Origin of the sequence: Mixta mediterraneensis (assembly GCF_030283135.1) — a bacterium.
Taxonomy (GTDB): Bacteria; Pseudomonadota; Gammaproteobacteria; order Enterobacterales; family Enterobacteriaceae; genus Pantoea; species Pantoea mediterraneensis.
Genome location: NZ_JASUAZ010000035.1, coordinates 14,895 through 38,472, shown reverse-complemented (window position 1 = coordinate 38,472; position 23,578 = coordinate 14,895). Strand labels below are relative to the sequence as shown.

General features: G+C 52.7%; 20 protein-coding genes. 15 read left to right on the top strand and 5 right to left on the bottom strand.

The features are described from left to right. Positions 1-147: 147 nt before the first annotated feature. On the bottom strand, positions 148-1,104 hold the full coding sequence (ytfQ, locus tag QRY16_RS16705; RefSeq protein ID WP_289777392.1) for a galactofuranose ABC transporter, galactofuranose-binding protein YtfQ: 957 nt from the start codon (positions 1,102-1,104) through the stop codon (positions 148-150). A gap of 699 nt (positions 1,105-1,803) precedes the next feature. Between ytfQ and ydgT the strand changes: the two genes are divergently transcribed. From ydgT to gstA, 12 genes are all read left to right on the top strand, one after another. Next, positions 1,804-2,019 (top strand): transcription modulator YdgT, encoded by a 216-nt coding sequence (gene ydgT, locus QRY16_RS16700; protein WP_193404364.1) that lies wholly within the window; start codon positions 1,804-1,806, stop codon positions 2,017-2,019. A gap of 107 nt (positions 2,020-2,126) precedes the next feature. After that, positions 2,127-2,570, top strand: a complete 444-nt coding sequence (locus QRY16_RS16695) for a DUF2569 domain-containing protein (RefSeq protein ID WP_193404093.1) — start codon at positions 2,127-2,129, stop codon at positions 2,568-2,570. Positions 2,571-2,692: 122 nt separating this feature from the next. Further along, on the top strand, positions 2,693-3,274 hold the full coding sequence (gene rsxA / locus QRY16_RS16690) for an electron transport complex subunit RsxA (RefSeq protein ID WP_193404092.1): 582 nt from the start codon (positions 2,693-2,695) through the stop codon (positions 3,272-3,274). After that, entirely contained in the window at positions 3,274-3,852 is a 579-nt protein-coding gene (rsxB, locus tag QRY16_RS16685) for an electron transport complex subunit RsxB (protein WP_289777391.1), read from the top strand. The genes rsxA and rsxB overlap by 1 nt, the downstream gene beginning before the upstream one ends. Continuing rightward, positions 3,845-6,163: an electron transport complex subunit RsxC gene (rsxC, locus tag QRY16_RS16680; protein ID WP_289777390.1), complete on the top strand. Its 2,319-nt coding sequence runs from the start codon at positions 3,845-3,847 to the stop codon at positions 6,161-6,163. The genes rsxB and rsxC overlap by 8 nt, the downstream gene beginning before the upstream one ends. Beyond that, positions 6,164-7,222, top strand: a complete 1,059-nt coding sequence (rsxD, locus tag QRY16_RS16675; RefSeq protein WP_289777389.1) for an electron transport complex subunit RsxD — start codon at positions 6,164-6,166, stop codon at positions 7,220-7,222. Between the two features lie 3 nt (positions 7,223-7,225). Continuing rightward, positions 7,226-7,858, top strand: a complete 633-nt coding sequence (gene rsxG / locus QRY16_RS16670; RefSeq protein ID WP_289777388.1) for an electron transport complex subunit RsxG — start codon at positions 7,226-7,228, stop codon at positions 7,856-7,858. Then, the gene (locus QRY16_RS16665; protein WP_289777387.1) at positions 7,851-8,555 is read left to right on the top strand and encodes an electron transport complex subunit E; all 705 of its coding nucleotides are present in this window, start codon (positions 7,851-7,853) and stop codon (positions 8,553-8,555) included. The genes rsxG and QRY16_RS16665 overlap by 8 nt, the downstream gene beginning before the upstream one ends. Continuing rightward, complete coding sequence (gene nth / locus QRY16_RS16660) at positions 8,552-9,187, top strand: endonuclease III (RefSeq protein ID WP_289777386.1); 636 nt, start codon at positions 8,552-8,554, stop codon at positions 9,185-9,187. Before QRY16_RS16665 ends, nth begins: the two co-directional genes overlap by 4 nt. A 284-nt stretch (positions 9,188-9,471) precedes the next feature. After that, positions 9,472-10,200 (top strand): HPP family protein, encoded by a 729-nt coding sequence (locus tag QRY16_RS16655; RefSeq protein WP_289777385.1) that lies wholly within the window; start codon positions 9,472-9,474, stop codon positions 10,198-10,200. Between the two features lie 975 nt (positions 10,201-11,175). Continuing rightward, positions 11,176-12,672 (top strand): dipeptide/tripeptide permease DtpA, encoded by a 1,497-nt coding sequence (gene dtpA, locus QRY16_RS16650; protein ID WP_289777384.1) that lies wholly within the window; start codon positions 11,176-11,178, stop codon positions 12,670-12,672. A 137-nt stretch (positions 12,673-12,809) separates the two neighbouring features. Next, complete coding sequence (gstA, locus tag QRY16_RS16645) at positions 12,810-13,415, top strand: glutathione transferase GstA (RefSeq protein WP_289777383.1); 606 nt, start codon at positions 12,810-12,812, stop codon at positions 13,413-13,415. Between the two features lie 29 nt (positions 13,416-13,444). Here gstA and pdxY read toward each other — a convergent pair whose 3' ends face one another. The 4 genes from pdxY to QRY16_RS16625 all read right to left on the bottom strand — a co-directional run bounded on the left by pdxY (position 13,445) and on the right by QRY16_RS16625 (position 16,758). Further along, on the bottom strand, positions 13,445-14,305 hold the full coding sequence (gene pdxY, locus QRY16_RS16640; protein WP_289777382.1) for a pyridoxal kinase PdxY: 861 nt from the start codon (positions 14,303-14,305) through the stop codon (positions 13,445-13,447). A gap of 53 nt (positions 14,306-14,358) precedes the next feature. Next, positions 14,359-15,633, bottom strand: coding sequence for a tyrosine--tRNA ligase (gene tyrS / locus QRY16_RS16635; protein ID WP_289777381.1), 1,275 nt, complete (start codon positions 15,631-15,633; stop codon positions 14,359-14,361). A 136-nt stretch (positions 15,634-15,769) separates the two neighbouring features. Next, entirely contained in the window at positions 15,770-16,426 is a 657-nt protein-coding gene (pdxH, locus tag QRY16_RS16630; protein ID WP_289777380.1) for a pyridoxamine 5'-phosphate oxidase, read from the bottom strand. A 14-nt stretch (positions 16,427-16,440) separates the two neighbouring features. Continuing rightward, positions 16,441-16,758 (bottom strand): MliC family protein, encoded by a 318-nt coding sequence (locus QRY16_RS16625; protein ID WP_289777379.1) that lies wholly within the window; start codon positions 16,756-16,758, stop codon positions 16,441-16,443. A gap of 314 nt (positions 16,759-17,072) precedes the next feature. Between QRY16_RS16625 and treZ the strand changes: the two genes are divergently transcribed. The 3 genes from treZ (at position 17,073) to glgX (ending at position 23,544) form a co-directional block, all read left to right on the top strand. Next, positions 17,073-18,860: a malto-oligosyltrehalose trehalohydrolase gene (gene treZ / locus QRY16_RS16620; RefSeq protein ID WP_289777378.1), complete on the top strand. Its 1,788-nt coding sequence runs from the start codon at positions 17,073-17,075 to the stop codon at positions 18,858-18,860. Next, entirely contained in the window at positions 18,857-21,391 is a 2,535-nt protein-coding gene (gene treY / locus QRY16_RS16615) for a malto-oligosyltrehalose synthase (RefSeq protein ID WP_289777377.1), read from the top strand. Before treZ ends, treY begins: the two co-directional genes overlap by 4 nt. A 71-nt stretch (positions 21,392-21,462) precedes the next feature. Then, positions 21,463-23,544 carry a glycogen debranching protein GlgX gene (glgX, locus tag QRY16_RS16610; RefSeq protein ID WP_289777376.1) on the top strand — a complete coding sequence of 694 codons (2,082 nt, stop codon included), beginning with the start codon at positions 21,463-21,465 and terminating at the stop codon, positions 23,542-23,544. The last annotated feature ends 34 nt before the right edge of the window (positions 23,545-23,578 follow it).

The window sequence follows — 23,578 nt, the reverse complement described above, 5'->3', positions numbered from 1 at the left end:
ATGTGAAAAGAATGTTTACCGAGATCGATACCAATAAGCGTGACGTTTTGCATGATGGTCTTCTCCATAAAGAAACACCCTGTCAGCGTACCGCTCACAGGGTGGTGGGGACCATCTCATTAACCGCCCTGAAGGGCGGTCTTCGAGTCAGTAACCCATGCCTTTTTTGGTCTCCAACTGCGCTTGCGCGTCAGCGGGTAAGTACAATTTCGATTCAGTTTTGATAATTTTTGGCGGTTTTGTGCCATCTTTTTTGAATTTTTCCAGCGCATCAAAAGCCGGGCCAGCCATGTTCGGGGTTAGCTCTACGTTGGCATTGGCTTCCCCCGCCAGCATGGCTTTATAGATGTCCGGCACGCCGTCAATAGAGCCGGTCAGAATGTCTTTCCCCGGCTTCAGACCGGCCTCTTTGATAGCCTGAATCGCGCCGATAGCCATGTCGTCGTTGTGTGCATAAACCATGCAAATGTTTTTGCCGTTATTTTCCGCTTTGATAAAGCTCTCCATCACCTCTTTCCCTTTGCTGCGGGTAAAGTCGCCAGACTGAGAGCGAATAACTTTGATGTTTTGATGGCCGTTAATCGCTTCGGCAAAGCCTTTTTTACGATCAATCGCTACGCTGGCGCCTACCGTGCCTTGCAGTTCCACCACGTTGCACTGCTTGTTGCCAACGGTTTTCACCAGCCAGTCGCCAATCAGCTTGCCTTCCAGTACGTTATCTGCCGTCACTACCGCCATATAGAGCGATTTATCTTTAACAACAATGGCGCGGTCCAGCAGGAATACCGGGATTTCGGCATCTTTAGCTTCTTCTAATACCGGTTCCCATCCGGTCTGTACCACAGGTGCGATAAAAATGGCGTCAACGCCCTGAGCGATAAAAGAGCGTACCGCTTTGATTTGGTTCTCTTGTTTCTGTTGACCATCTGCGATTTTCAACGTGATACCGCGTTTCTGTGCTTCACTTTTCGCGACATTGGTTTCCGCTGCGCGCCAGCCGGATTCGGAACCTACCTGCGAGAAGCCAACCGTCATGTTTGCCGCCAGCACCGGACCAGTCAACGCGGCGCTAACCAGCGTGGTCAGAAGTAAACGTTTCCACATAATTTTTATTCCTCTGAAGGGCGTTTGCTTTGTAGGGTAAAGAGCTTATTCAGCCTGGACTAAAACGTCAGCGATAATGGCGACGAACGTCACAAAACAGAGCAATTTAAAGGGGTTACGCAACGTAACTGGCATTTATTTTACAAGAGGCTATGGATAAATTTACTGAGTTTTTATCTGGCACTGGTTAAATAATTGTAATAAACAGAACCGCTTATGCGGTAATTCACTGGAAGCGATTACAGAGATGCGTACAGAATGGTTATTTACAGCGTGGGCGGATAATTAATTGATTTTGTGATTATCCGCACAAAGTCATATCTGGCGAGACCTTGCCCTAAATCTTGTGAGCATGATCCGCAGAGCGGCAGATTTTACGTGACCGTTAACGGTCGAAATGACGCTTTAACATCAGGCAATAGCGGCAGAAAATGCGCATAAATGCATAAAAAACGACATGTGCTGATTAATTCGGCCGGTTTTTATTCAGGCGTTCAGGCCGTGATAGCGGTCGCTGTCCTGCATAAATGTGATAAAGAATCCAATTCATCATCCATTAAAGTTTAAAAAAAAGCAGTTTTCGCGACACATGCTGTAAGAAAGTCTGATTTTACGCTTTTTTTCCGCATCGGATCTGGACAGGCAAAGGTTGCTCCCTATACTGAGCACTCCTTTGTTTCTTCGACTGCTATGGCAATGATGACTGCGCACGATTACCTGCTTAAATTTCGCAAAGTGAATAACCTTGAAAGCCTGGAAAAACTTTACGATCATCTCAATTATTCGCTTACCGATGACAAGGATATTATCAATATGTACCGCGCCGCCGATCACCGTCGCGCTGAACTCGCTTCTGGCGGACGTTTATATGATTTAGGTTGTGTGCCGAAAACAGTCTGGCATTACGTGGTTTAGACGCCCTCCCTCCCTCTTTTTATTCATCCCCTTGTCCATGTCGGGCATCCCCCGTTTGGACATGCTATTCTGCTCCGCTTTCCTCCCCTGAAACAGGAACATCTGCTATGAATGAACAGGTTGCTGCGCCGCGTATTGGTGGCTGGTTACTGCTGCCACTGGCCTGGTTGATTATGACTCTATTGACCACAGCGCTGGTAACGGCAATGTATCTTACACCGCTGTTTAATCCGCAATGGCGCGTTACGCTGTTTTCCCACGGCAGTACCTTATTACTCCAATGGGGAATTTCTTTGCTCACCGCTGCTGCGACCTGGCTTTATAGCCTGTGGATTTGCTGGATATTCTTTAAGCGCTCATACCGTTTGCCCCGCCATTATATCTTGTGGTTGCTGGTTACGGTTTTGCTGGCGATTAAAACTTTTGCCTTTACGCCGGTTTCAGATGCCAAAGCACTGCAAACTTTACTGCTTTCGTTACTGGCTGCTGCCGTTTTTGCTCCCTATTTCAAACGTTCTCAACGTGTAAAAGCCACGTTCACCCAGCCGTAAACGGTGAGAATCGTCGGGAATTTAATTCTGAGTGCGGTCTTACCTGCCCGATGGGGTGTGGGAGTTGAGATAGATTGTCTTATCCCTGATAATAAGCCGCTTTCTGAATTCATGGCGAAAAAATGACCAATTATCTCCTTCTCTTTGTTGGCACAGTGCTGGTGAATAACTTCGTGTTAGTGAAGTTTCTCGGCCTCTGTCCCTTTATGGGCGTTTCCAAAAAACTGGAAACGGCAATTGGCATGGGACTCGCCACCACATTTGTTATTACGCTGGCGTCGATTTGTGCATGGCTGGTAAATCACCTTATTCTGGTGCCGCTCGATCTCGTTTATCTACGCACGATGGCGTATATCCTGGTGATCGCGGTGGTGGTGCAGTTCACTGAAATGGTGGTACGTAAAACCAGCCCGTCGCTGTATCGCCTGCTGGGTATTTTTCTGCCGCTGATCACCACCAACTGTGCAGTGCTTGGCGTTCCGCTATTGAGCGTTAACCTCAATCACACTTTTCTCCAGGCCGCGCTTTACGGCTTTAGCGCCTCGCTCGGCTTTTCGCTGGTGATGGTGCTGTTTGCGGGCATGCGCGAGCGTCTGGTGCTGGCTAATGTGCCCACGCCCTTTAAAGGCAGCTCGATTGCACTGATTACCGCAGGCCTGATGGCGCTGGCATTTATGGGCTTTACCGGGCTGGTGAAATTCTGATGACCGCGATTTGGATAGCAATTGCTGTATTAAGTGCTCTCAGTCTGGTTTTTGGCGCCCTGCTGGGCTATGCCTCGCGCCGTTTTGAGGTAGAAGAAGATCCGATTGTTGAACAAATTGACGCGGTTCTGCCACAGAGTCAGTGCGGCCAATGCGGTTATCCGGGCTGTCGTCCGTACGCAGATGCCGTGGGCAATAACGGTGAAGCCATCAATAAATGCGCACCTGGCGGCGAGCAGACCATGCTCAAACTGGCTGCGCTGCTTAACGTTGATCCTCAACCCATTGATGGCGATGAAGAAACCAAAGCGCCGGTACGCACCGTCGCGTGGATTGATGAAGAAAACTGTATCGGCTGCACCAAATGTATACAGGCCTGCCCGGTTGATGCGATCGTTGGTGCCACGCGCGCTATGCATACCGTATTAAGCGACGTCTGCACCGGCTGCGATCTGTGTGTCGCGCCCTGTCCTACCGACTGCATTGAAATGCGTCCAGTGGCCACCACTACCGCCAACTGGAAATGGGATCTCGACACCATTCCTGTTCGGGTGATCCCGGTTGAGAGTCATGCTTAATTTTCTGAATTTTTTTAAAAAAGATAAGGTCTGGGATTTTCAGGGTGGCATTCATCCACCTGAAATGAAAACCCAGTCCAATGGCACGCCGCTGAGCGAACTGCCCTTGCCGCACCGCTTTATCATTCCCCTGAAGCAGCACATTGGTCATGAAGGCGAAATTTGCGTTTCGCCCGGCGATAAGGTGCTGCGCGGCCAGCCGCTGACGTTTGGCAACGGGCGGATGTTACCGGTACATGCGCCGACATCGGGTGTCATTGAAGAGATTGGTCAGCATATGACCGCCCATCCATCCGGCTTGTCTGAGCTGTGCATTTTCATGACGCCGGATGGCGAAGATCGCTGGATGCCGCTCAATCCGTTGCCCGATTACCGGCAACACGAGCGAGCAGAAATTGTGCAGCGCATTCATGATGCAGGCGTTGCCGGGTTAGGTGGTGCGGGGTTTCCCACTGCCACCAAGCTGAAGGGCGGCCTGCGCGGGGTCAATACGCTGATTATTAATGCTGCCGAGTGCGAGCCCTACATCACCGCCGACGACCGTTTGATGCAGGACTGCGCGACCGAAGTGCTGGAAGGCTGTCGCATACTGGCATGGGTGCTGCAGGCCGAGCGCGTGTTGATCGGGATTGAAGATAATAAACCGGAGGCGATTGCCGCGCTGAAAAAAGCCCTTGGTAACGAGCGTGATTTACAGATTCGCGTAATTCCAACCAAATATCCGTCGGGCGGCGCCAGGCAGTTAACGAAAATTCTGACCGGCATGGAAGTACCGCATGGCGGACGTTCAACCGATATTGGCGTGCTGATGCAAAACGTTGGCACCGCATGGGCGGTCAAGCGCGCCATTATTAACGGCGAGCCCATTACCGAACGCGTGGTAACGCTGACCGGCGAAGCCATTGCGCAACCGCGCAATGTCTGGTGTCGCCTCGGCACGCCCATCAGCCATCTGTTGCACCAGGTTGGATTCCGCCCGGCGCCGCGTCAGATGGTCATCATGGGTGGGCCGCTGATGGGCTTTACCCTGTCATCGCTGGATGTGCCAGTCGTTAAAATGACTAACTGCCTGCTGGCTCCGTCCAGCCGTGAAATGGGCGATAACAGCGAAGAGCAATCCTGTATTCGCTGCTCGGCCTGCGCTGATGCCTGTCCCGCTAAGCTGCTACCGCAGCAGCTTTACTGGTACAGCCAGGGCGGCGATCACGATAAAGCCCGTGCTCATCATATTGATGACTGCATCGAGTGCGGTGCCTGTGCTTATGTCTGCCCAAGCAATATTCCGCTGGTGCAATATTACCGCCAGGAAAAGGCAGAGCTGCGCGCCATCGATCTTGAAGCGAAGCGTACGCTGGAAGCTAAGGCGCGCTTTGAGGCGCGTCAGGCACGGCTTGAGCGCGAAAAGCTGGCGCGTGAAGCCCGCCATGTTGAAGCCAAACAGCGTGTGGCACGTAGTGATAACGCCGAGCTGGCGGCGGCGAAAGCACGTATAAAAGCGAAGCAGGACACCGAAACAGATGACGCCGTGCTGGAAGCCCAGCGTGAAGCGCGTCATGCGCAGGCACGTCTGCGTCAGGCCGAAACGCAGGCAGAAACACAGGCGCTGAGTCGACAGGCCGACGATCCGCGCAAAGCCGCAGTCGAAGCGGCTATCGCTCGCGCAAAAGCGAAGAAAGCGGTGGCCTCTGACGCTCCGGCAGGAAAACCGGTCACGGCTGAACCGACTGAAGCCGCAGCGGAAGATCCACGCAAAGCCGCAGTGGCCGCGGCTATCGCTCGCGCAAAAGCGAAGAAAGCGGCGGTCTCTGACGCCCCGGCAGAAAAACCAGTCACGGCTGAACCGGCTGAAGCCGTAGCGGAAGATCCACGCAAAGCCGCAGTGGCCGCGGCTATCGCTCGCGCAAAAGCGAAGAAAGCGGTGGCCTCTGACGCTCCGGCAGAAAAGTCAGTCGATGCTGAACCGGCTGAAGCCGCAGCGGAAGATCCGCGCAAAGCCGCAGTGGCCGCGGCTATCGCTCGCGCGAAAGCGAAGAAAGCGGCGGTGCGACAAAATGCCGGGGAAGCAGCAACAGACGAAGCCGTTAGAGAAGCAGAGCAAGAGGTACGTGCCACTGCCGAAATGGCCACCCGCGCTCGTGCTAACGTCGAGCAAGCTGAGCAGGCAGAAGAACAAGCTAACAACGCTCATTCAGAACCTGAACAAGCGCCTGAACTTAATCAACCCGAAGATGCACGCAAAGCGGCTATTGCCGCTGCCATTGCTCGTGCCAAAGCGCGTAAAGCGCAGTCGACATCGACGTTTGAGGAATAAATGGCTTTTCGTATTGCAAGTTCCCCTTATACCCACAACCGCCGCAGCACGAGCAACATCATGCTGTTGGTGGTCCTGGCAGCTGTCCCCGGCTTTGCTGCTCAGTGGTATTTTTTTGGCTATGGCAGCCTGTTACAGGTCATTCTGGCTACGATCACCGCGTGGCTCACCGAATCAATCATTTTACGGTTACGCAAAGCGCCAGTTGCGACTCACCTGGCTGATAATTCAGCGTTGCTGACGGCGGTTTTGCTCGGTATCAGCCTGCCGCCGCTGGCCCCCTGGTGGTTAGTGGTCATTGGCACCGTATTTGCCATTGTGATTGCTAAGCAGCTTTATGGCGGTTTGGGGCAAAATCCCTTTAATCCAGCCATGGTTGGCTACGTGGTGCTGCTCATATCTTTTCCGGTACAGATGACCAGCTGGATGCCGCCCGATGCGCTGCAGGTTATCAAACCCAGCCTGCTTGATTCACTTAGCATGGTGTTTACCAGCCATACGTTAGCGGGCGATACCCTGCAACAGTTGCAGCTCGGGGCTGATGGCGTAAGCCAGGCCACACCGCTTGATACCTTTAAAACAGGCTTGCGTGCCGGACACAGCGCCGATCAGCTGCTGGCACAACCGATTTATAGCGGCGTACTGGCAGGTCTTGGCTGGCAATGGATTAACCTTGGCTATCTGGCTGGTGGCCTGTTCCTGCTGTGGAAAAATGCTATTCGCTGGCATATTCCGGTGGCGATGTTGGCAGCGCTGGCATTCTGCGCCACCCTCGGTTGGATTTGTTCACCCGACTCCCTTAACAGCCCAATGATTCATCTATTATCTGGCGCAACCATGCTGGGTGCATTTTTTATCGCAACCGATCCGGTTACCGCGTCAACAACCAACCGGGGCCGACTGATTTATGGCGCGTTGATTGGCGTGTTGGTGTGGTTGATTCGGAGTTTTGGCGGTTATCCTGACGGCGTAGCCTTTGCGGTATTACTGGCTAATATCTGCGTACCGCTGATCGATTACTACACCCAGCCGCGCGTCTACGGCCATCACAAGGAATAAGCGATGCTGGAGACAATTCGTAAAAACGGCGTCACCCTGGCAATCTTTGCGGCAATTACCACCGGCTTAACAGCCGTGGTCAATACCGTCACTAAACCAACCGTGGATCAACAGACCCAGTTGCAACAAAAGAACCTGCTTAATCAGGTGGTGCCAACTGACATGTATGACAATGCCATTCAGCAAGAATGTTACGTTGTCACGGATAGCGCGCTTGGTAATGACAAACCTCATCACCTCTATTTAGCCCGTAAAGGCGATCAGCCTGTTGCCGCCGCACTTGAGACCACTGCGCCAGACGGCTATTCTGGTGCTATTCAAATGCTGGTGGGTGCAGACTTTCATGGCAAGGTACTGGGCGTGCGCGTGGTGGAACACCATGAAACACCCGGTCTCGGCGATAAAATCGAACTGCGCATTTCAGACTGGATTAACAGCTTTAATGGCAAAGTCGTTCACGGTGCTGATGACAAAAATTTTGCCGTTAAAAAAGATGGTGGCGAGTTTGATCAGTTTACCGGTGCCACGATCACCCCACGTGCGGTGGTCAACGCGACCAAACGTACCGCCCTGTTGATTGAAACCCTTCCAGGGAAACTCTCTTCGCTACCCGACTGTGGAGATGCACATGAGTGAAGCTAAAAACCTGCTGGTTGGCGGGCTGTGGAAAAATAACTCGGCGCTGGTGCAACTGTTAGGGCTTTGTCCGCTGCTGGCGGTGACATCCACGGCGACGAATGCCCTCGGCCTTGGCCTGGCGACCACGCTGGTATTAACCATCACTAACAGCGCTATTTCTGCTTCACGCCGCTGGGTGCCATCAGAAATTCGTATTCCCATTTATGTCATGATCATCGCATCGGTCGTGAGCTGCGTTCAGATGTTGATCAACGCCTATGCGTATGGCTTGTATCAGTCACTGGGTATTTTTATCCCACTGATTGTGACTAACTGCATCGTGGTAGGCCGCGCCGAAGCGGTCGCCTCGAAAAGCAGTATTCCGCTGGCGGCCCTGGATGGATTTGCCATTGGCATGGGCGCAACCTGCGCGATGGTGGTACTGGGTTCGATGCGTGAGATCATTGGCAACGGCACATTGTTCAACGGCGCCGATCAGCTGCTCGGTCCCTGGGCCAAATCGTTGCGTATTGAGGTCGTCCATTTCGATTCGCCCATGCTGCTGGCAATGCTGCCTCCGGGCGCTTTTATTGGCCTGGGTATGATGTTGGCGGCTAAATACGTCATTGACCAAAAAATGAAGCTGCGTGCAGCGCGTCGTGCGGAAGAAGCCGCTCAGGCTGAACTGCAAGGCAATACCGGGAAAGCGGTGTGAATCAGACCAAACGCATACAAATTCTGAGTCGTTTGCAGGAAAACAATCCGCACCCGACCACTGAACTGAACTTTTCTTCGCCGTTTGAGCTGCTGATTGCGGTCTTATTATCAGCGCAAGCCACCGATGTGAGCGTCAATAAGGCCACCGCGAAGCTTTACCCGGTGGCAAACACCCCGGCAGCGATACTGGCGCTGGGCGTGGATGGCGTGAAGGAATACATTAAAACTATCGGCCTGTTTAACAGCAAGGCGGCGAACGTTATTAAGACCTGTCGTATTCTGCTTGAACAGCACGGCGGTGAAGTACCTGAAGACCGTGCGGCGCTAGAAGCCTTGCCAGGCGTGGGACGGAAAACGGCCAATGTCGTTTTAAATACGGCTTTCGGCTGGCCGACCATTGCGGTAGATACGCATATTTTCCGCGTGTGTAATCGCACCAATTTTGCCCCCGGTAAGAATGTCGAGCAGGTCGAGGATAAACTACTTAAAGTCGTACCCAGGGCGTTTAAGGTGGATTGCCATCACTGGTTAATTTTGCATGGCCGCTATACGTGCGTCGCCCGTAAGCCTCGCTGCGGCTCGTGTCTGATTGAAGATCTATGCGAGTATCCAGAGAAAACTGAGACGTAAAACGAAAGCCAGCCGTGGCGCATTGTATTTGCCTCTTTTACCTTCCTCTCCTTTCCCACCCCTGTTGCTTTTCCGCAGACCGTCGGTGGTTATTCCGGCGGCGTTCATCCATTCCGCTAACTACGGCACAATGCCCGTCGGTCCCCCCTAAACATTAAGCATTTTTTAGGCATAACAGAGATAAAGAGTAAAACATGACTTTTTTGGGGTTGTTACATCTTTGTTGATAATAGAAAATTGTCTTCCCAAAAATAAGAAAATGTTATGGATCGGTGAACGAGTAAATGAACGAACATCTGCATACGGGTTGGTTTAATAAAACCCGTCTCTTTTTAATGCGTCTCTGGCCCCATCCTTTGACGGTAAACAGGCAGCAAATTATCCTGGCCGGTATTGGCGCAGGCAGTGGCCTTGCGTTGACCAGCTTGTTGAGCCACTGGTTACTCGGCGAAGTGAATATATGGTTTGTCGCACCGGTTGGCGCATCGGCCGTGCTGCTGTTTGGCGTACCGGCCAGCCCACTGGCTCAGCCCTGGTCCGTGGTTGGTGGCAATACGCTTTCTGCGCTGGTTGGTATTAGCGTGAGCTTACTGGTGCCCAACTCTGCTATAGCCTGCGGTATCGCAGCCTGCGTAGCGATCGTACTGATGTTTCAGCTACGGTGTCTGCATCCGCCTGGTGGTGCGGTGGCCCTTACCGCTATCCTGGGTGGTCCGACAGTGCAGCATCTCGGTTATCAGTTTGTTCTGACGCCGGTATTGTTAAACTCGGTCACCCTGGCGTTACTGGCGATTATTTTTAACAATCTTTCAGGACGGCGTTATCCACACCCGCTAGCTCCCCAGGAGAGTAAGCCGCAGCCCATCGCGTTGCCTGTCGCCCTGACGCAGAGCGATCTTCACGAGGCGCTGCAAAGCGGTGAATTACTGGATATTGATGAAGACGATCTGCAAGCGCTGGTGCAACGTGCCGAAATGATTGCCCTGCGGCGTCAGTTTAAACAGGCCAGCTAAACAACACGGCGCTATGCTGGCTTTTTAAGCCAGCATAGCGCGAGCAGCACCTGCATTCAGGCAATCATCCTTAGTGACAGCTTTGTGCTGTCGCGCGGGGCGTGCTGACTGAACCAGAATAAAGCACGGTGATCGGTCAGTTCAACGCCACCCGCTACGTAAATTTTTCCGCCTGCGCGTGGTGGCTGAATGTGGAGCTGCTGCCAAAATTGCCGTGAGAACCTTAATTCTGTTTAGTGGCGTATAGGCATTAACAACAGCATGTTCCGCTCCAGACACCGCCTCATCACGCAAACTGATACGATAAGCGTGCGAGCTGAGTAGGTTACGGATGCGTTAATTTTTTGTTCAAGGGAGAGAAATTTTGCCATTCACGCCTGTTAAAAACAGGTTTCATTAGCATCGACCGATCATTTTCCCCGCCAGGGGGGCCTTTCCGGTTTTTATCCTTTAAAACATGGTTAATCTGATTGTTTGACAGGCCGATGGCATCTGCGCAAACGCTTTCTTCTTTTTCTTTATTAATTAAATCATGGATTTGTGGCGTTGATCATGTAGAGCGTGATTTTCGAACAATGCCTGCCCATAACAGGTCATTATAAAGTCAAAATGTCTAATTATTGAGCTTATCCGTGTTTTTCTTTCTTTTAATAACCCATTTCTCACTCAATAAAACTGCCTGTCGCATGAATAGCAGTTAATTCCACTTAAATCCTACAAGCATCGTAATTTTCACTTTTTATCCTGATATAATGGCTTTTTATGGAATTAAAAACCGCTTAACAAAATACACTCGGCTTTTTAACCCCGAGCTGACAGATATTACAGCAGACAAAAATCTCTTGCCCTGCTGTCCTTAATCAGCCAAATTAGGCGCCGCTTTTCACTTCTAATAACAATGTTGCGCATGAACGTCGTTCATGACGCGGACTTAATTCCTGTCACGAAACAGGGTATGTAAAAACTGAGGTACACGTGTCAACTGCAAACAAACACACTGAAGAGGCTGTCAGCCTCAACGCGTTCAAACAGCCGAAAGCGTTCTATCTCATCTTCTCGATTGAGTTATGGGAACGTTTTGGCTTCTACGGCCTGCAAGCCATTATGGCTGTTTACCTGGTTAAGCAGCTGGGTATGTCCGAATCTGACTCCATCACCCTGTTCTCTTCTTTCAGCGCCCTGGTTTATGGCCTGGTAGCGATTGGTGGATGGTTAGGAGACAAAGTTCTCGGCACCAAGCGTGTCATTGTTTTAGGCGTGTTGGTTCTGGCGCTGGGTTACGCGCTGGTGGCGTTTTCGGGTCACCATGTAAGTACCGTCTATGTTGGTATGGCAACCATCGCCGTGGGTAGCGGACTGTTCAAGGCTAACCCGTCCTCGCTGCTTTCTACCTGTTATGAGAAAAACGATCCGCGCCTCGATGGTGCCTTCACCATGTTCTATATGTCGATCAACATCGGCTCGCTGTTCTCAATGATGCTGACACCGTGGCTGGCGGCTAAATATGGCTGGAGCGTAGCATTTTCGCTGTCGGTGGTAGGCCTGGTTATCACGCTGCTGAACTTCCTGTTTTGCAAACGTATGGTGAAAAATTTTGGTTCTAAGCCAGATTTTGCACCGTTACAGGTGGGCAAGCTGATAATGACGCTGGTTGGTGTAGTCTTGCTGATCACCCTGGCCACCTGGCTGCTACATAACCAAAGTATCGCACGTCTGGTACTGGGCGTGGTGGCGCTGGGTATTGTCCTGATTTTTGCGAAGGAAGCGTTTTCACTACACGGGGCTGCACGTCGCAAAATGATTGTTGCCTTTATCTTAATGGTGCAGGCAATCGTCTTTTTTGTGCTGTATATGCAGATGCCCACCTCGCTGAATTTCTTCGCCATTCGCAATGTTGAACACACCATTTTCGGTCTGACATTTGAACCTGAGCAGTTTCAGGCATTGAATCCGTTCTGGATCATGCTGGCCAGCCCGGTTCTGGCCGCGGTATATAACAAGCTGGGTGATAAGCTGCCAATGCCGCATAAATTTGCTATTGGCATGGTGCTGTGTTCCGGTGCGTTTCTGGTACTGCCAGTCGGTGCGAAATTTGCCAATGATGCCGGTATCGTCTCAGTGAACTGGTTGATTTTGAGCTACGCGCTGCAAAGTATCGGTGAGTTGATGATTTCCGGTCTGGGTCTGGCCATGGTGGCGCAGCTGGTGCCACAACGTCTGATGGGCTTCATCATGGGTTCATGGTTCCTGACCACAGCCGGTGCAGCCGTTATCGCCGGTAAAGTCGCGAACCTGATGGCAGTGCCGGAAAATGTTACCGATCCTCTGATTTCGCTCGTCACCTACAGCAAAGTGTTCCAGCAGATTGGTATGGCTACTGCGGTTATCGCGGTACTGATGCTGGTTACGGCTCCCCTGCTGAATCGTATGACGCAAACGCCGCCACCAAAAATGAAAAAAGCCGAAGCGTAATTGCTACTGCTTTTACTTAGCCGGGCGATGCCCGGCTTTTTTACTGGCGCTGAACATCCCTGCGCATCTTCACTGGCAATTCTGCACTGACGATTTATTATGCAATTATCCTGTCGTCCCAACCCAGAGGCCATATCATGAAACTCTATTGCAAAGCCGGCGCCTGTTCGCTTTCCCCCCATATTGTTATGCGTGAATGCGGACACGACTTTACCCAGGTCAATGTCGATTTAGCGAAGAAACTGACCGAGCGTGGAGAAGATTACTGGCAAATTAATCCAAAAGGTCAGGTTCCCGCGTTACAACTTAGCGATGAGACGATTCTGACCGAAGGCGTGGCGATTGTGCAGTATCTGGCAGATTTAAAGCCTGATCGTCACTTACTGGCGCCGGTTGGCAGCCTGACGCGTTATCACACGCTGGAATGGTTAAGCTATATCAGCAGTGAGTTACATAAAGGATTTTCGCCCTTATTCAAGCCTGATACGCCAGAGGATTATAAAACGCTGCTGCGTGCACAGCTGGAGAACAAATTCAGTTATGTTGATGATGCGCTGCGAGACAAACAGTGGTTGATGGGGTTACGTTTTAGCGTGGCCGATGCGTATCTGTTTGTCGTCACCCGCTGGGCGAAAGCGATCGCGTTAGATCTGTCTCAGCTGGATGCGCTGGAAGGATGGTTTAACCGGGTCAAAGAGCGCCCTGCGGTGCAGGCAGCATTAAAAGCAGAAGGTTTGAGCTAAGGATCAGGGCCGGAATTCGGCCCTGTATATTAACTTCTCTCGGCGGCAAAATGCTGCGTCGGTTGTGCAATCGCATCCTGCGCCGCCACCAGTTGCAGTTCATACTCACCCATTTCATGGGTTTTCAGCATGACCTCGTACACAGCGGCTGTCACGTGTTCCAGCGCATCCTGTAGCGATTTGCCATGCAACAGATCTACCAGCAGCAGGCCGCTGGTTAAGTCGCCCACGCCGACCGGCTGACGTACGCCAAAGTCCACCAGCGGACGGCTGATATGCCAGGCCTCATCGGCTGTCACCAGCAACATTTCAAAGCGATCGCTACGACGGCCTGCACGTGCCAGATGCTTGATCAGCACCACTTTCGGACCCTGTAGGATCAATGCCCGCGCGGCCTCTATAGCCGACTCCACACTGATGACAGTGCGTTCACTTAACATTTCAAGTTCAAGCAAATTGGGCGCGATAAGATCGCTGGCCGGTAAGGCTTTTTTGCAGTGAAATTCCGCTACGCCGGGCGCCACGATACAGCCTTTCTCCGGGTGACCCATTACCGGATCGCAGAAGTACCAGGCATCAGGATTGGCCGCTTTTACCTGACGGACAATTTCCAGGATCTGCTCGCCCTGTTCGGCCGAGCCTAAATAGCCGCTCAGCACCGCGTCACAGGTTTTAAGCCGATCAATGTCGGCAATGCCTTTAACGATGTCGGTCAAATGTGTGGCTGGCATCACCGTGCCGGTCCAGTGACCGTACTGCGTATGGTTCGAGAACTGAACGGTGTTTAAGGGCCAAACGTTTGCGCCCATACGACGCATCGGAAATTCAGCTGCCGCATTACCGGCATGACCAAAAACAACGTGTGACTGGATTGCAAGAATATTTTTCATTTTGACCTGTAAGCCCTGCCATAAAAAAAGGGCCGAAAACCGGCCCTGCAAGCTTACTGCCAGTTAATCAGGCAGTAATGTTTTTTACCGCGACGCAGCAGCGTATAGCGGTTAAACAGTTTGTCAGTTTCGCTGAAGCGGTATTCGGCATCAGCCTGCTTTTCTCCATTCAGCGCGACGGCATTGGAATTAATCATGGTGCGCGCCTGGCCGCGTGAGGGCACAAGCTCCGCTTTTACCAGCGCCTGCTGTAGATCGTCATCAGCGCCAAGCGTGACAGTTGGCATACCATCCTGCGCCAGCTGCTCGAAATCAGCCTCAGTCATGTCACTTACCGAGCCAGAGAAAAGGCTGGCGGTAATTCGTCTGGCAGCGGCCAGCCCGTCTTCGCCATGAACCAGACGGGTAACCTGCTCGGCCAGCACATACTGTGCGCGTGGCGCGATACCGCTGTTTTTGTCCTCTTCTTCCAGTGCATTGATCTCATCAATGCTCAGGAAGGTGAAGAATTTCAAAAAGCGATACACGTCAGAATCTGCCGTATTAATCCAGAACTGATAAAACTTGTACGGACTGGTTTTCTTCGCATCCAGCCATACCGCGCCGCCTTCGGTTTTACCGAACTTGGTGCCATCTGATTTAGTAATCAACGGAACGGTTAAACCGAACACCTGGTTCTGATGCAGGCGGCGCGTCAGATCGATACCAGAGGTGATGTTACCCCACTGATCGGAACCGCCGATTTGCAGTGACACACCATGTAATTCGTTCAGGCAGGCGAAATCATAGCCCTGCAACAGATTGTAAGAGAACTCGGTGAACGAGATCCCCTGATCGTCACGGTTCAGGCGCTGCTTTACCGCTTCCTTGTTGATCATCTGATTCACGGAGAAGTGTTTGCCAATATCACGCAGGAAAGTCAGTACGTTCATGCTGCCAAACCAGTCATAGTTATTGGCGGCGATGGCGCTGTTACTGCCACAGTCGAAGTCGAGGAACGGCGCGACCTGCTTACGGATTTTTTCAACCCATTCACCCACGGTGTCGCTGGTGTTGAGTTTACGCTCTGCGGCTTTAAAGCTCGGATCGCCAATTAGCCCGGTCGCCCCGCCGACTAACGCGACCGGCTTATGACCGGCGTCCTGAAAACGCTTCAGGCAGAGCAGCGGAACCAGATGGCCCAAATGCAAGCTGTCAGCAGTGGGATCAAAGCCGCAATAGAGCGAAATTGGCCCTTGCGCCAGCTTCTCTACTAACGCGTTTTCATCCGTCACCTGGGCGATTAGACCCCTCTCTTGCAATTGTTGTATCAGGTTACTGCTGGTCATCACTGACTCCAAATTGATCAGACTGCACCTATGCTGGTACACAGCTTTCCGCTGAGTTGCGGAACCAAAAAATGAGGGCTATAGCATAAAGCGCTGGCGACTTCTGTACCAGCGCTGAAAGGCGAGAAAAAGCCGTTTAAGGGGCGAGTCGGTCGATTTTCCAGCCATCGCCATCGCGATGATAGATGAAACGATCGTGAAGACGATGTTCGCCGCCCTGCCAGAACTCAACGGTATGAAATTTCACCCGGTAACCGCCCCAAAAACTGGGTAACGGCACTTCGCCCTGCTGGAACTTTTGCTTAAGTTCGAGAAATTTACCTTCCAGCACACCACGCGCTGAAATACGGCTGGACTGCTTCGAAACCCAGGCGCCAATTTGGCTGTCCCGCGGACGGCTGTGAAAATATTTCAGTACCTCCACTGGCGACAGTTTTTCGACTTCGCCTAACACCATCACCTGACGCTCAAGGAAGTGCCACGGAAAATGCAGCGCAATGCGGGGATTATTCGCTAGCTGCAACGCTTTGCGGCTGCCCAGATTGGTGTAAAACACCATCCCCTGCGCATCAAAATGTTTAAGCAGCACGATGCGTTGATAAGGCTGGCCGCTTTCATCTACCGTCGCGACTGTCATCGCAGTGGGATCGGGCAGCTGGGCTTCGCAAGCCTGTTTTAACCAACGTTCAAACAGCTCCAGGGGCGTGTCTGGCAGGTCCTTCCGGCGTAATCCGCCGCGTGTGTATTCACGACGCAGATGGGAAATAGCGTGAAAAGTAGCGTTATCGCTCATGATAATGACTCAAATTAATTGGCAAGTGATAGCTCACAATCGTTGACGACAATTTTATCATTACGTTCGATAAATGCGCCGTTACCCTTTGTCCAGAACACATAATTTCCGTCGCTATAGCGTGATCCCGAAGCGGAGACGGTCTGCTTCAGCGTTAACGGCTTGCCATCCATAATAAAGCTCACCTGCTGCTGAGCAGTGTCTAGCGTGACGGTCAGTGGCATGGTGCCACAACGGTAATGCAGCGTTGTTTTTGGCTGTTCGTCCTGTTTGTGCATCAGGCTACAACCTGACAGAAGCAGCGCGGCGGCAACAGTTAACTTTTTCCACATAAAAGCATCTCCTTAGCGAGTGTAATGAGCATTATAAGAAGGAATTCGGGTGAAGTAAGTCAGAATCACGGTTAACAGGCCCAGCGTTGCAAAACGAAACGGAAAACGTTAAGCAGGCAAAGCGGGACTGGACGGACTGTTTTCCTGCACGCTGGTGCCTTCCACCCGCACCGACGAACGCTTAAAAGTGCGGCCCTTTCACCGCGGTGCATCACTTCTTACGTAATAGACTATGATTTTTCTACCATCACCGGCACACGATCCGCGCGATGACGTCCATTATTCACTTCTGGGTCATTAAATGAGGCAAAAGAGTGGAATCCAAATCTTTTTTTAAAAGTTGGGGGGCGGAATATGTGTCCGATAACACCGTTCGCTTTCGTCTCTGGGCGCCCGGCCAGGACAGCGTGCAACTCCGGCTTTCCGGCAAAGACACCGAAATGCGCCCATGCGGTGAGGGCTGGTTCGAGCTGCGGGTAACGGAGGTTATGCCCTGTGCGGAGTATAATTTTGTTCTCGCCGACGGCACGGTAGTGCCGGATCCCGCCTCACGCGGACAAAAAACAGCGGTTAACGGCCCTTCTCTCGTCATCGATCCTACTCGCTACGTCTGGCAGAACAGTGAGTGGCGCGGGCGCCCCTGGGAAGAGTCGGTCATCTATGAGATGCATTTTGGCACTTTCACGCCGCAAGGCACTTTCCAGGCAGCGATCAACAAACTCTCTTATCTCGCCGGACTCGGTATCACGATGATCGAGGTCATGCCCCTTGCGCAGTTTGGCGGCAGCCGCGGCTGGGGTTATGACGGCGTGCTACTTTACGCGCCGCACTCCGCCTATGGCACACCGGATGATTTTAAAGCTTTTGTCGATGCTGCACATGGTTATGGCCTCTCGGTCGTGCTTGATATTGTGCTTAATCATTTTGGTCCGGAAGGCAATTACCTGCCGCTTCTGGCACCGGATTTCTTTCATCAGGAGCGGATGACGCCCTGGGGTGCGGGCATTGCCTACGACGTTGATGCGACGCGCCGTTATATGGTCGAAGCGCCGCTGTACTGGCTGGAAGAGTTCAACCTTGACGGCCTGCGCTTCGACGCCATCGACCAGATTGAGGACAACTCCGACAAACATGTGCTGATCGAGATTGCCGAGCGCATTCGCGCCGGGATCACCAACCGGCCAATCCATCTGACAACCGAGGACAGCCGCAACGTTACCTTTCTGCATCCGCGCGAAAAAGACGGCTCCGTGCCGCTTTTCACCGGCGAATGGAATGATGACTTCCACAATGCCGTTCATGTTTTCGCGACGGGCGAAACGCATGGCTATTATCAGGATTTTGCCCACCAGCCAGAAACACTGGTTGCGCGCACGTTGACAGAAGGTTTCGCCTATCAGGGCGAAGTTTCCGCACAGACAGGCGAAAAGCGCGGCGTAACAAGCACCTGCCAGCCACCGGTCGCCTTTGTCGATTTCATCCAGAATCACGACCAGGTCGGCAACCGCGCTCAGGGTGAAAGACTGATCGAACTGGCGGGCGCTGACCGCACCAAAGTTCTGCTCGCCTCGCTGCTGTTATCACCGCATATTCCGCTGCTTTTCATGGGTGAAGAGTATGGCGAGACACATCCTTTCCTGTTTTTTACCGATTTTCACGGCGAGCTCGCCAACGCCGTGCGCGAGGGGCGCGCAAAGGAGTTCGCAGGCCACGCCGGTCATGAAGACGAAAGCGTGCCCGACCCGAATGCTAAAAGCACTTTTGAGATGTCAAAGCTTGACTGGAAAAAACAGGACAGCGATGACGGTAAAGCATGGCTGGCGCTCACCAGTGAGCTATTAGCGCTGCGTCAGATCTGTATCGTGCCGTTGCTTGCGACGGCGGGCGGAAATACAGGCCAGATTGTACAGAGCGCGGAAGGTTTCTTCGCTGTGACCTGGGCTTTTCCACAAGGCATGCTGTCAATGGCGCTCAATATTGGCGAAACCACCCAGCCGCTTCCCGATCAGCCCGGTACAACGATTTTCGCCTGGCCAAAAGCGGGCCATGATCTGCCGCAGAATGCCATTATCGTCCGCCTTGCCGCAGGAGATGCAATGTGAAGATCCCAATCGCCACCTACCGTATTCAGTTTCGCAACGGCATGACCTTTGACCGCGCGGCTGGCCTTGTGCCTTATCTGAAGCGGCTTGGCGTCAGTCATCTTTATGCCTCGCCGATTTTCACCGCGACTTCTGGCTCGACACACGGGTATGACGTCACCGATGCCAACGAAATCGAGCCTGCCATTGGCGGCCGTGCCGGTTTTGATCGTATGGTGAAGACACTGAAACAAGCAGGGCTCGGGTTGATCATCGACATCGTGCCGAACCATATGGCCGCTTCGCTGGAAAATGCGTGGTGGCACGACGTTGTTGAAAATGGAGCGAATAGCCGCTATGCCCGACATTTCGACATCGACTGGTCACGCCGACTGACGCTGCCCTTTCTCGGCGATAGCTTCAAAAACGTGCTGGAAAATGGCGACATTGTCGTCAAGCCTGACCCGAAAACGGCCAGGCCAGCTTTCGCCTGTTTTGAAAGCTTCTACCCGCTGGCTCCCGAAACCTGGCAAGGCCGGGAGGATGCAATACTAAACATCACCGATAAGGCGGCGCTGGCTGAACTGCATGACCGCCAGCCCTATCGACTGATGTCCTGGCGGGATGCACCACGCGATCTTTCCTATCGTCGATTTTTTGAGATTACCGGTCTTGCTGGTATGCGGGTCGAGGACAACGCCGTTTTCGACGACACGCATCGGCTGATCCTTGAACTCGTTCATTCCGGCGCGGTTGATGGGCTGCGCGTGGATCATGTGGATGGACTCGCTGACCCGAAAGCTTACCTGGAACGTCTCCGTCAGCAAACCGGACCGGATTGCTATATCACGGTCGAGAAAATTCCTGGCGAAGGTGAGCATCTGCCTGCTGACTGGCCGGTTTCCGGCACCACCGGTTACGAGTTCATCGCGATGCTTTCCGATGCGCTGGTCGATGGCGAACGCATTACAGCTCTGCGCACGGCTTATACCAAGGTGGTGGGCAAACCGGTAGACAGGGCGGCTGAACTGCGGACAGCCAAACTTTTGATGACAGATAAACACTTCGAGGGAGAATTTACCACGCTCCTGAAGCTCGCCCTCTCTATCGCCAAAACCGAGGGCATCACGCTGGACGAACGCGCCATCCGGGCGGCTCTGCGCGAGTTGCTGGTCGCCTTTCCGGTTTACCGCACTTATGGCACGGTGGCAGGTTTGCCTGCTGCCGACCTTGAGAGGCTGAACGACATCACTGACAAAGTGCGGAGCAGCGCAAATGCCCCCGATCCCGCCGCGCTCGATTTTCTTATCCGCGTTCTCACTGGCGAATTATCTCCAGCCGCTGTCGGCGAAGCGGCAATTTTCCGTAGCCGATTCCAGCAGTTAACCGGGCCGTTCATGGCAAAATCCGTGGAAGATACGCTTTTTTTCCGTCAGCATATGGCGCTGGCGTTAAATGAAGTCGGTGCCGATCCCATGCCGCACGATTTCTCGCTGGCGCGTTTTCATACGGCGATGCAAATACGGCTTAAACAGCAGCCGGATGCCCTTTCTGGCACCTCAACCCACGATACCAAACGTGGCGAAGACGCCCGCGCACGCCTTTATACGCTCACCGAAGCGCCGGAGCACTGGGCCGGGTGTGTTACGCGCTGGCGTCAACTGAATCATTGCAGAGTGACGATCCTTGACGATGGCCCGGCACCCGAACCGGCGGTGGAATGGATGCTGTATCAGGCGCTGGCTGGCGTCTGGCCGCCAGCGCTCCAGCCAGAAAACGAGGCGGGACTAAAGGCGATTGAAGAGCGATTTCTTACGTATGTAGAAAAAGCCCTGCGGGAAGCGAAGCTGCGTACTCACTGGGGGGACAGCAACGATGCCTATGAAAAGGCCGTGTTCGACTATGTCCGCTACCTGCTCTCGCCAGCTAATATGGCTTTTCTGGTGGATTTTACCGATGCACTGCAACGCTTTATCCGTGCGGGGTTAATCAATAGTCTGACGCAGACAATCATCAAACTGACCGCCCCAGGCGTACCGGATATTTATCAGGGCAGCGAGGCTTTGGATTTCAGCCTCGTCGATCCCGATAACCGACGTGAGCCAGATTTTGCCCTGCTCGCACAGCGACTGGATGGGCCAGGAAAGCCAGATTTCACCACCGAAGCGGACTGGCGGAACGGGCAGCTTAAGCAGTATGTCATCGCCGTGCTCCTGCATTGCCGTCAGGCAGCGCCGCTCCTGTTTCGCCAGGGCGACTATTTGCCGCTTGCCGCTTCTGGCAAGAGAGCGAAAAATCTTATTGCCTTTGCACGGGTGTTAAACGACGAGATGCTGATTGTCATTGTTCCACGCCTCGTCCTCAACGTTATTGATGAGCATCTTATTACCGAGCCAACAAAATGCTGGACAGAGACGGAAATAGCGCTGCCAGAACGGCTCGCAAACCGCCGCTATCACGATATTCTCAGCGGAAATGAGGTTTGCCTGACCGACCGGATTAACGTCGCTGACATCGGGCATTTTTCGTCAGTCATACTCCGCAGTAGATGATGTTGCAGAAAAATGAAAATCAGAAATCGCTGTAATCCGTATCAAACTGAGTTTTTGATGGAGAGGGATGCATGCCAAACGGTAATTCTTTTGTAATCACGAAGGGGTTTAACCAGCCTCTAGGCGCCAATTTTGATGGTGAAGGTGTCAATTTCGCAATTTTTTCGGCTCATGCTGAGCGCATCGAACTCTGCCTCTACGATCCAGGCGGCAAGGTTGAAATCGCAAGAATGGACCTGCCGGAATACACTGACGAAATCTGGCACGGCTACGTGCCTGGTCTGTTACCCGGCACGCTATATGGCTTTCGCGTTCATGGTCCTTATGATCCTGAAAATGGGCATCGCTTCAATCCCAATAAACTTCTGATCGATCCCTATGCGCGCGAGCTGTCTGGCGATATTGAATGGAATGAGGCGCACTTTGCCTATGACCTCAGTCATGAAGATAAAGACCTGACGTTCGACACGCGCGACAGTGCCCCCTTTACACCAAAGTGCCGGGTGATCGATCCTTATGAATTTGACTGGCAGGACAAAAACCGTCCGGCTATTTCGTGGCCGGATACCATCATCTACGAAACTCACGTGAAGGGCTTCACGCAGCTTAATACCGCGCTGCCAGAAGAGTTGCGCGGCACGTTTGACGGCATGGGCCATAAAGCCAGCGTCGACTATATCAAGAGCCTTGGCATAACGTCGGTGGAACTTCTGCCGGTACACTGGTTTCCGAATGATCAGCATCTGCTCGACAAAGGGTTGAAAAATTACTGGGGCTACAACACGCTCGGCTTCTTTGCGCCCGCCACACGCTATTTTGGGCCAAGGGGTATTCAGGGTTTCCGCGATATGGTGCGTTCGTTCCACAATGCCGGGATCGAGGTCATTCTTGACGTGGTTTATAACCATACAGCGGAAGGCAACGAGCTTGGCCCTACGCTATCGTTTAAAGGCATCGATAATTTTTCTTATTACCGTACCATGCCCGATCAACACCGCTACTACATCAATGACACCGGTACGGGTAATACCGTTAATACCTCGCATCCGCGCGTGCTGCAAATGATTATGGATTCGCTGCGTTACTGGGCGGAATCGATGCATATCGATGGTTTCCGCTTCGATCTCGGCACAATTCTGGGTCGCGAACCGGAAGGATTTGATCAGCGCGGCGGCTTTTTTGACGCGATGATGCAGGACCCGGTACTTTCCCGTCTGAAGTTGATTGGGGAACCCTGGGACATTGGACCGGGAGGCTATCAGGTTGGCGGCTTTCCCCCAGGCTGGGCTGAATGGAATGATAAGTACCGCGACACGGTGCGCGAATACTGGAAAGGTGACAACGTCTCAACTGATTTCGCTGCGCGTTTACTTGGCTCCGGCGATCTTTACGATCAGCGCGGCCGTCGTCCCTGGGCAAGCGTTAACTTTATTACCGCCCATGATGGTTTCACGCTGAACGATCTGGTTTCGTATAACGAAAAACACAACGAGGCCAACGGCGAAGACAATAACGACGGCAGTAATGACAACCGCTCTTACAATTACGGCGCCGAAGGCCCGACTGATGATCCGGGCATCAACGCAGAGCGTGACCGCCAGAAACGCAATTTCCTCGCAACGCTGCTGTTTTCTCACGGCACACCGATGCTGCTGGCCGGTGATGAGTTTGGCCGCAGCCAGATGGGCAATAACAACGGATATTGTCAGGACAGTGAGATCGCCTGGATCCGCTGGGACGAGCTGCCTGAATCCTGCGAGGCGCTACGCGACTTCACTCGCCAGGTTATTCAACTGCGGGCCAGCCAGCCGCTGCTGCGTCGTGAGAACTGGCGCGACGGCATGGATATTAAATGGTTCAATGCCGGCGGCGGCTTTCAACAGCCTGAACAGTGGGATGAAGGATCAACGCTCGGGGTTTATATCGGCCGCCCCGATCTTCAGACAGAAGACGAAGACGGCATCTGGTATGACGTACTGATGTTATTTAATCCCTTTGAAGGTAACGTGCCGTTCCGTATTCCACAATTCGGCGAAGGCGGCTGGGTGCTCGAACTCACCACCTCCGATACGGCAAAACGCGGCCTCGTCATTACCCGCGAACGGGATTTCGAGCTTGAAGGCCGCAGTATCGCCTTGTTCAGGAGACCATAGCGCTAAAATGTCATATGAGTAATACCTGATTTTG

Excerpts from the sequence above, each read along its gene's own strand:
- QRY16_RS16695 (WP_193404093.1), top strand. The coding sequence starts at position 2,127 with ATGAATGAACAGGTTGCTGCGCCGCGTATTGGTGGCTGGTTACTGCTG.
- ydgT (WP_193404364.1), top strand. The coding sequence starts at position 1,804 with ATGACTGCGCACGATTACCTGCTTAAATTTCGCAAAGTGAATAACCTT.
- glgX (WP_289777376.1), top strand. The coding sequence starts at position 21,463 with ATGCCAAACGGTAATTCTTTTGTAATCACGAAGGGGTTTAACCAGCCT.
- rsxG (WP_289777388.1), top strand. The coding sequence starts at position 7,226 with ATGCTGGAGACAATTCGTAAAAACGGCGTCACCCTGGCAATCTTTGCG.
- rsxD (WP_289777389.1), top strand. The coding sequence starts at position 6,164 with ATGGCTTTTCGTATTGCAAGTTCCCCTTATACCCACAACCGCCGCAGC.
- rsxC (WP_289777390.1), top strand. The coding sequence starts at position 3,845 with ATGCTTAATTTTCTGAATTTTTTTAAAAAAGATAAGGTCTGGGATTTT.
- QRY16_RS16625 (WP_289777379.1), bottom strand. The coding sequence starts at position 16,758 with ATGTGGAAAAAGTTAACTGTTGCCGCCGCGCTGCTTCTGTCAGGTTGT.
- pdxY (WP_289777382.1), bottom strand. The coding sequence starts at position 14,305 with ATGAAAAATATTCTTGCAATCCAGTCACACGTTGTTTTTGGTCATGCC.
- tyrS (WP_289777381.1), bottom strand. The coding sequence starts at position 15,633 with ATGACCAGCAGTAACCTGATACAACAATTGCAAGAGAGGGGTCTAATC.
- rsxA (WP_193404092.1), top strand. The coding sequence starts at position 2,693 with ATGACCAATTATCTCCTTCTCTTTGTTGGCACAGTGCTGGTGAATAAC.
- QRY16_RS16665 (WP_289777387.1), top strand. The coding sequence starts at position 7,851 with ATGAGTGAAGCTAAAAACCTGCTGGTTGGCGGGCTGTGGAAAAATAAC.
- QRY16_RS16655 (WP_289777385.1), top strand. The coding sequence starts at position 9,472 with ATGAACGAACATCTGCATACGGGTTGGTTTAATAAAACCCGTCTCTTT.
- rsxB (WP_289777391.1), top strand. The coding sequence starts at position 3,274 with ATGACCGCGATTTGGATAGCAATTGCTGTATTAAGTGCTCTCAGTCTG.
- ytfQ (WP_289777392.1), bottom strand. The coding sequence starts at position 1,104 with ATGTGGAAACGTTTACTTCTGACCACGCTGGTTAGCGCCGCGTTGACT.
- gstA (WP_289777383.1), top strand. The coding sequence starts at position 12,810 with ATGAAACTCTATTGCAAAGCCGGCGCCTGTTCGCTTTCCCCCCATATT.
- pdxH (WP_289777380.1), bottom strand. The coding sequence starts at position 16,426 with ATGAGCGATAACGCTACTTTTCACGCTATTTCCCATCTGCGTCGTGAA.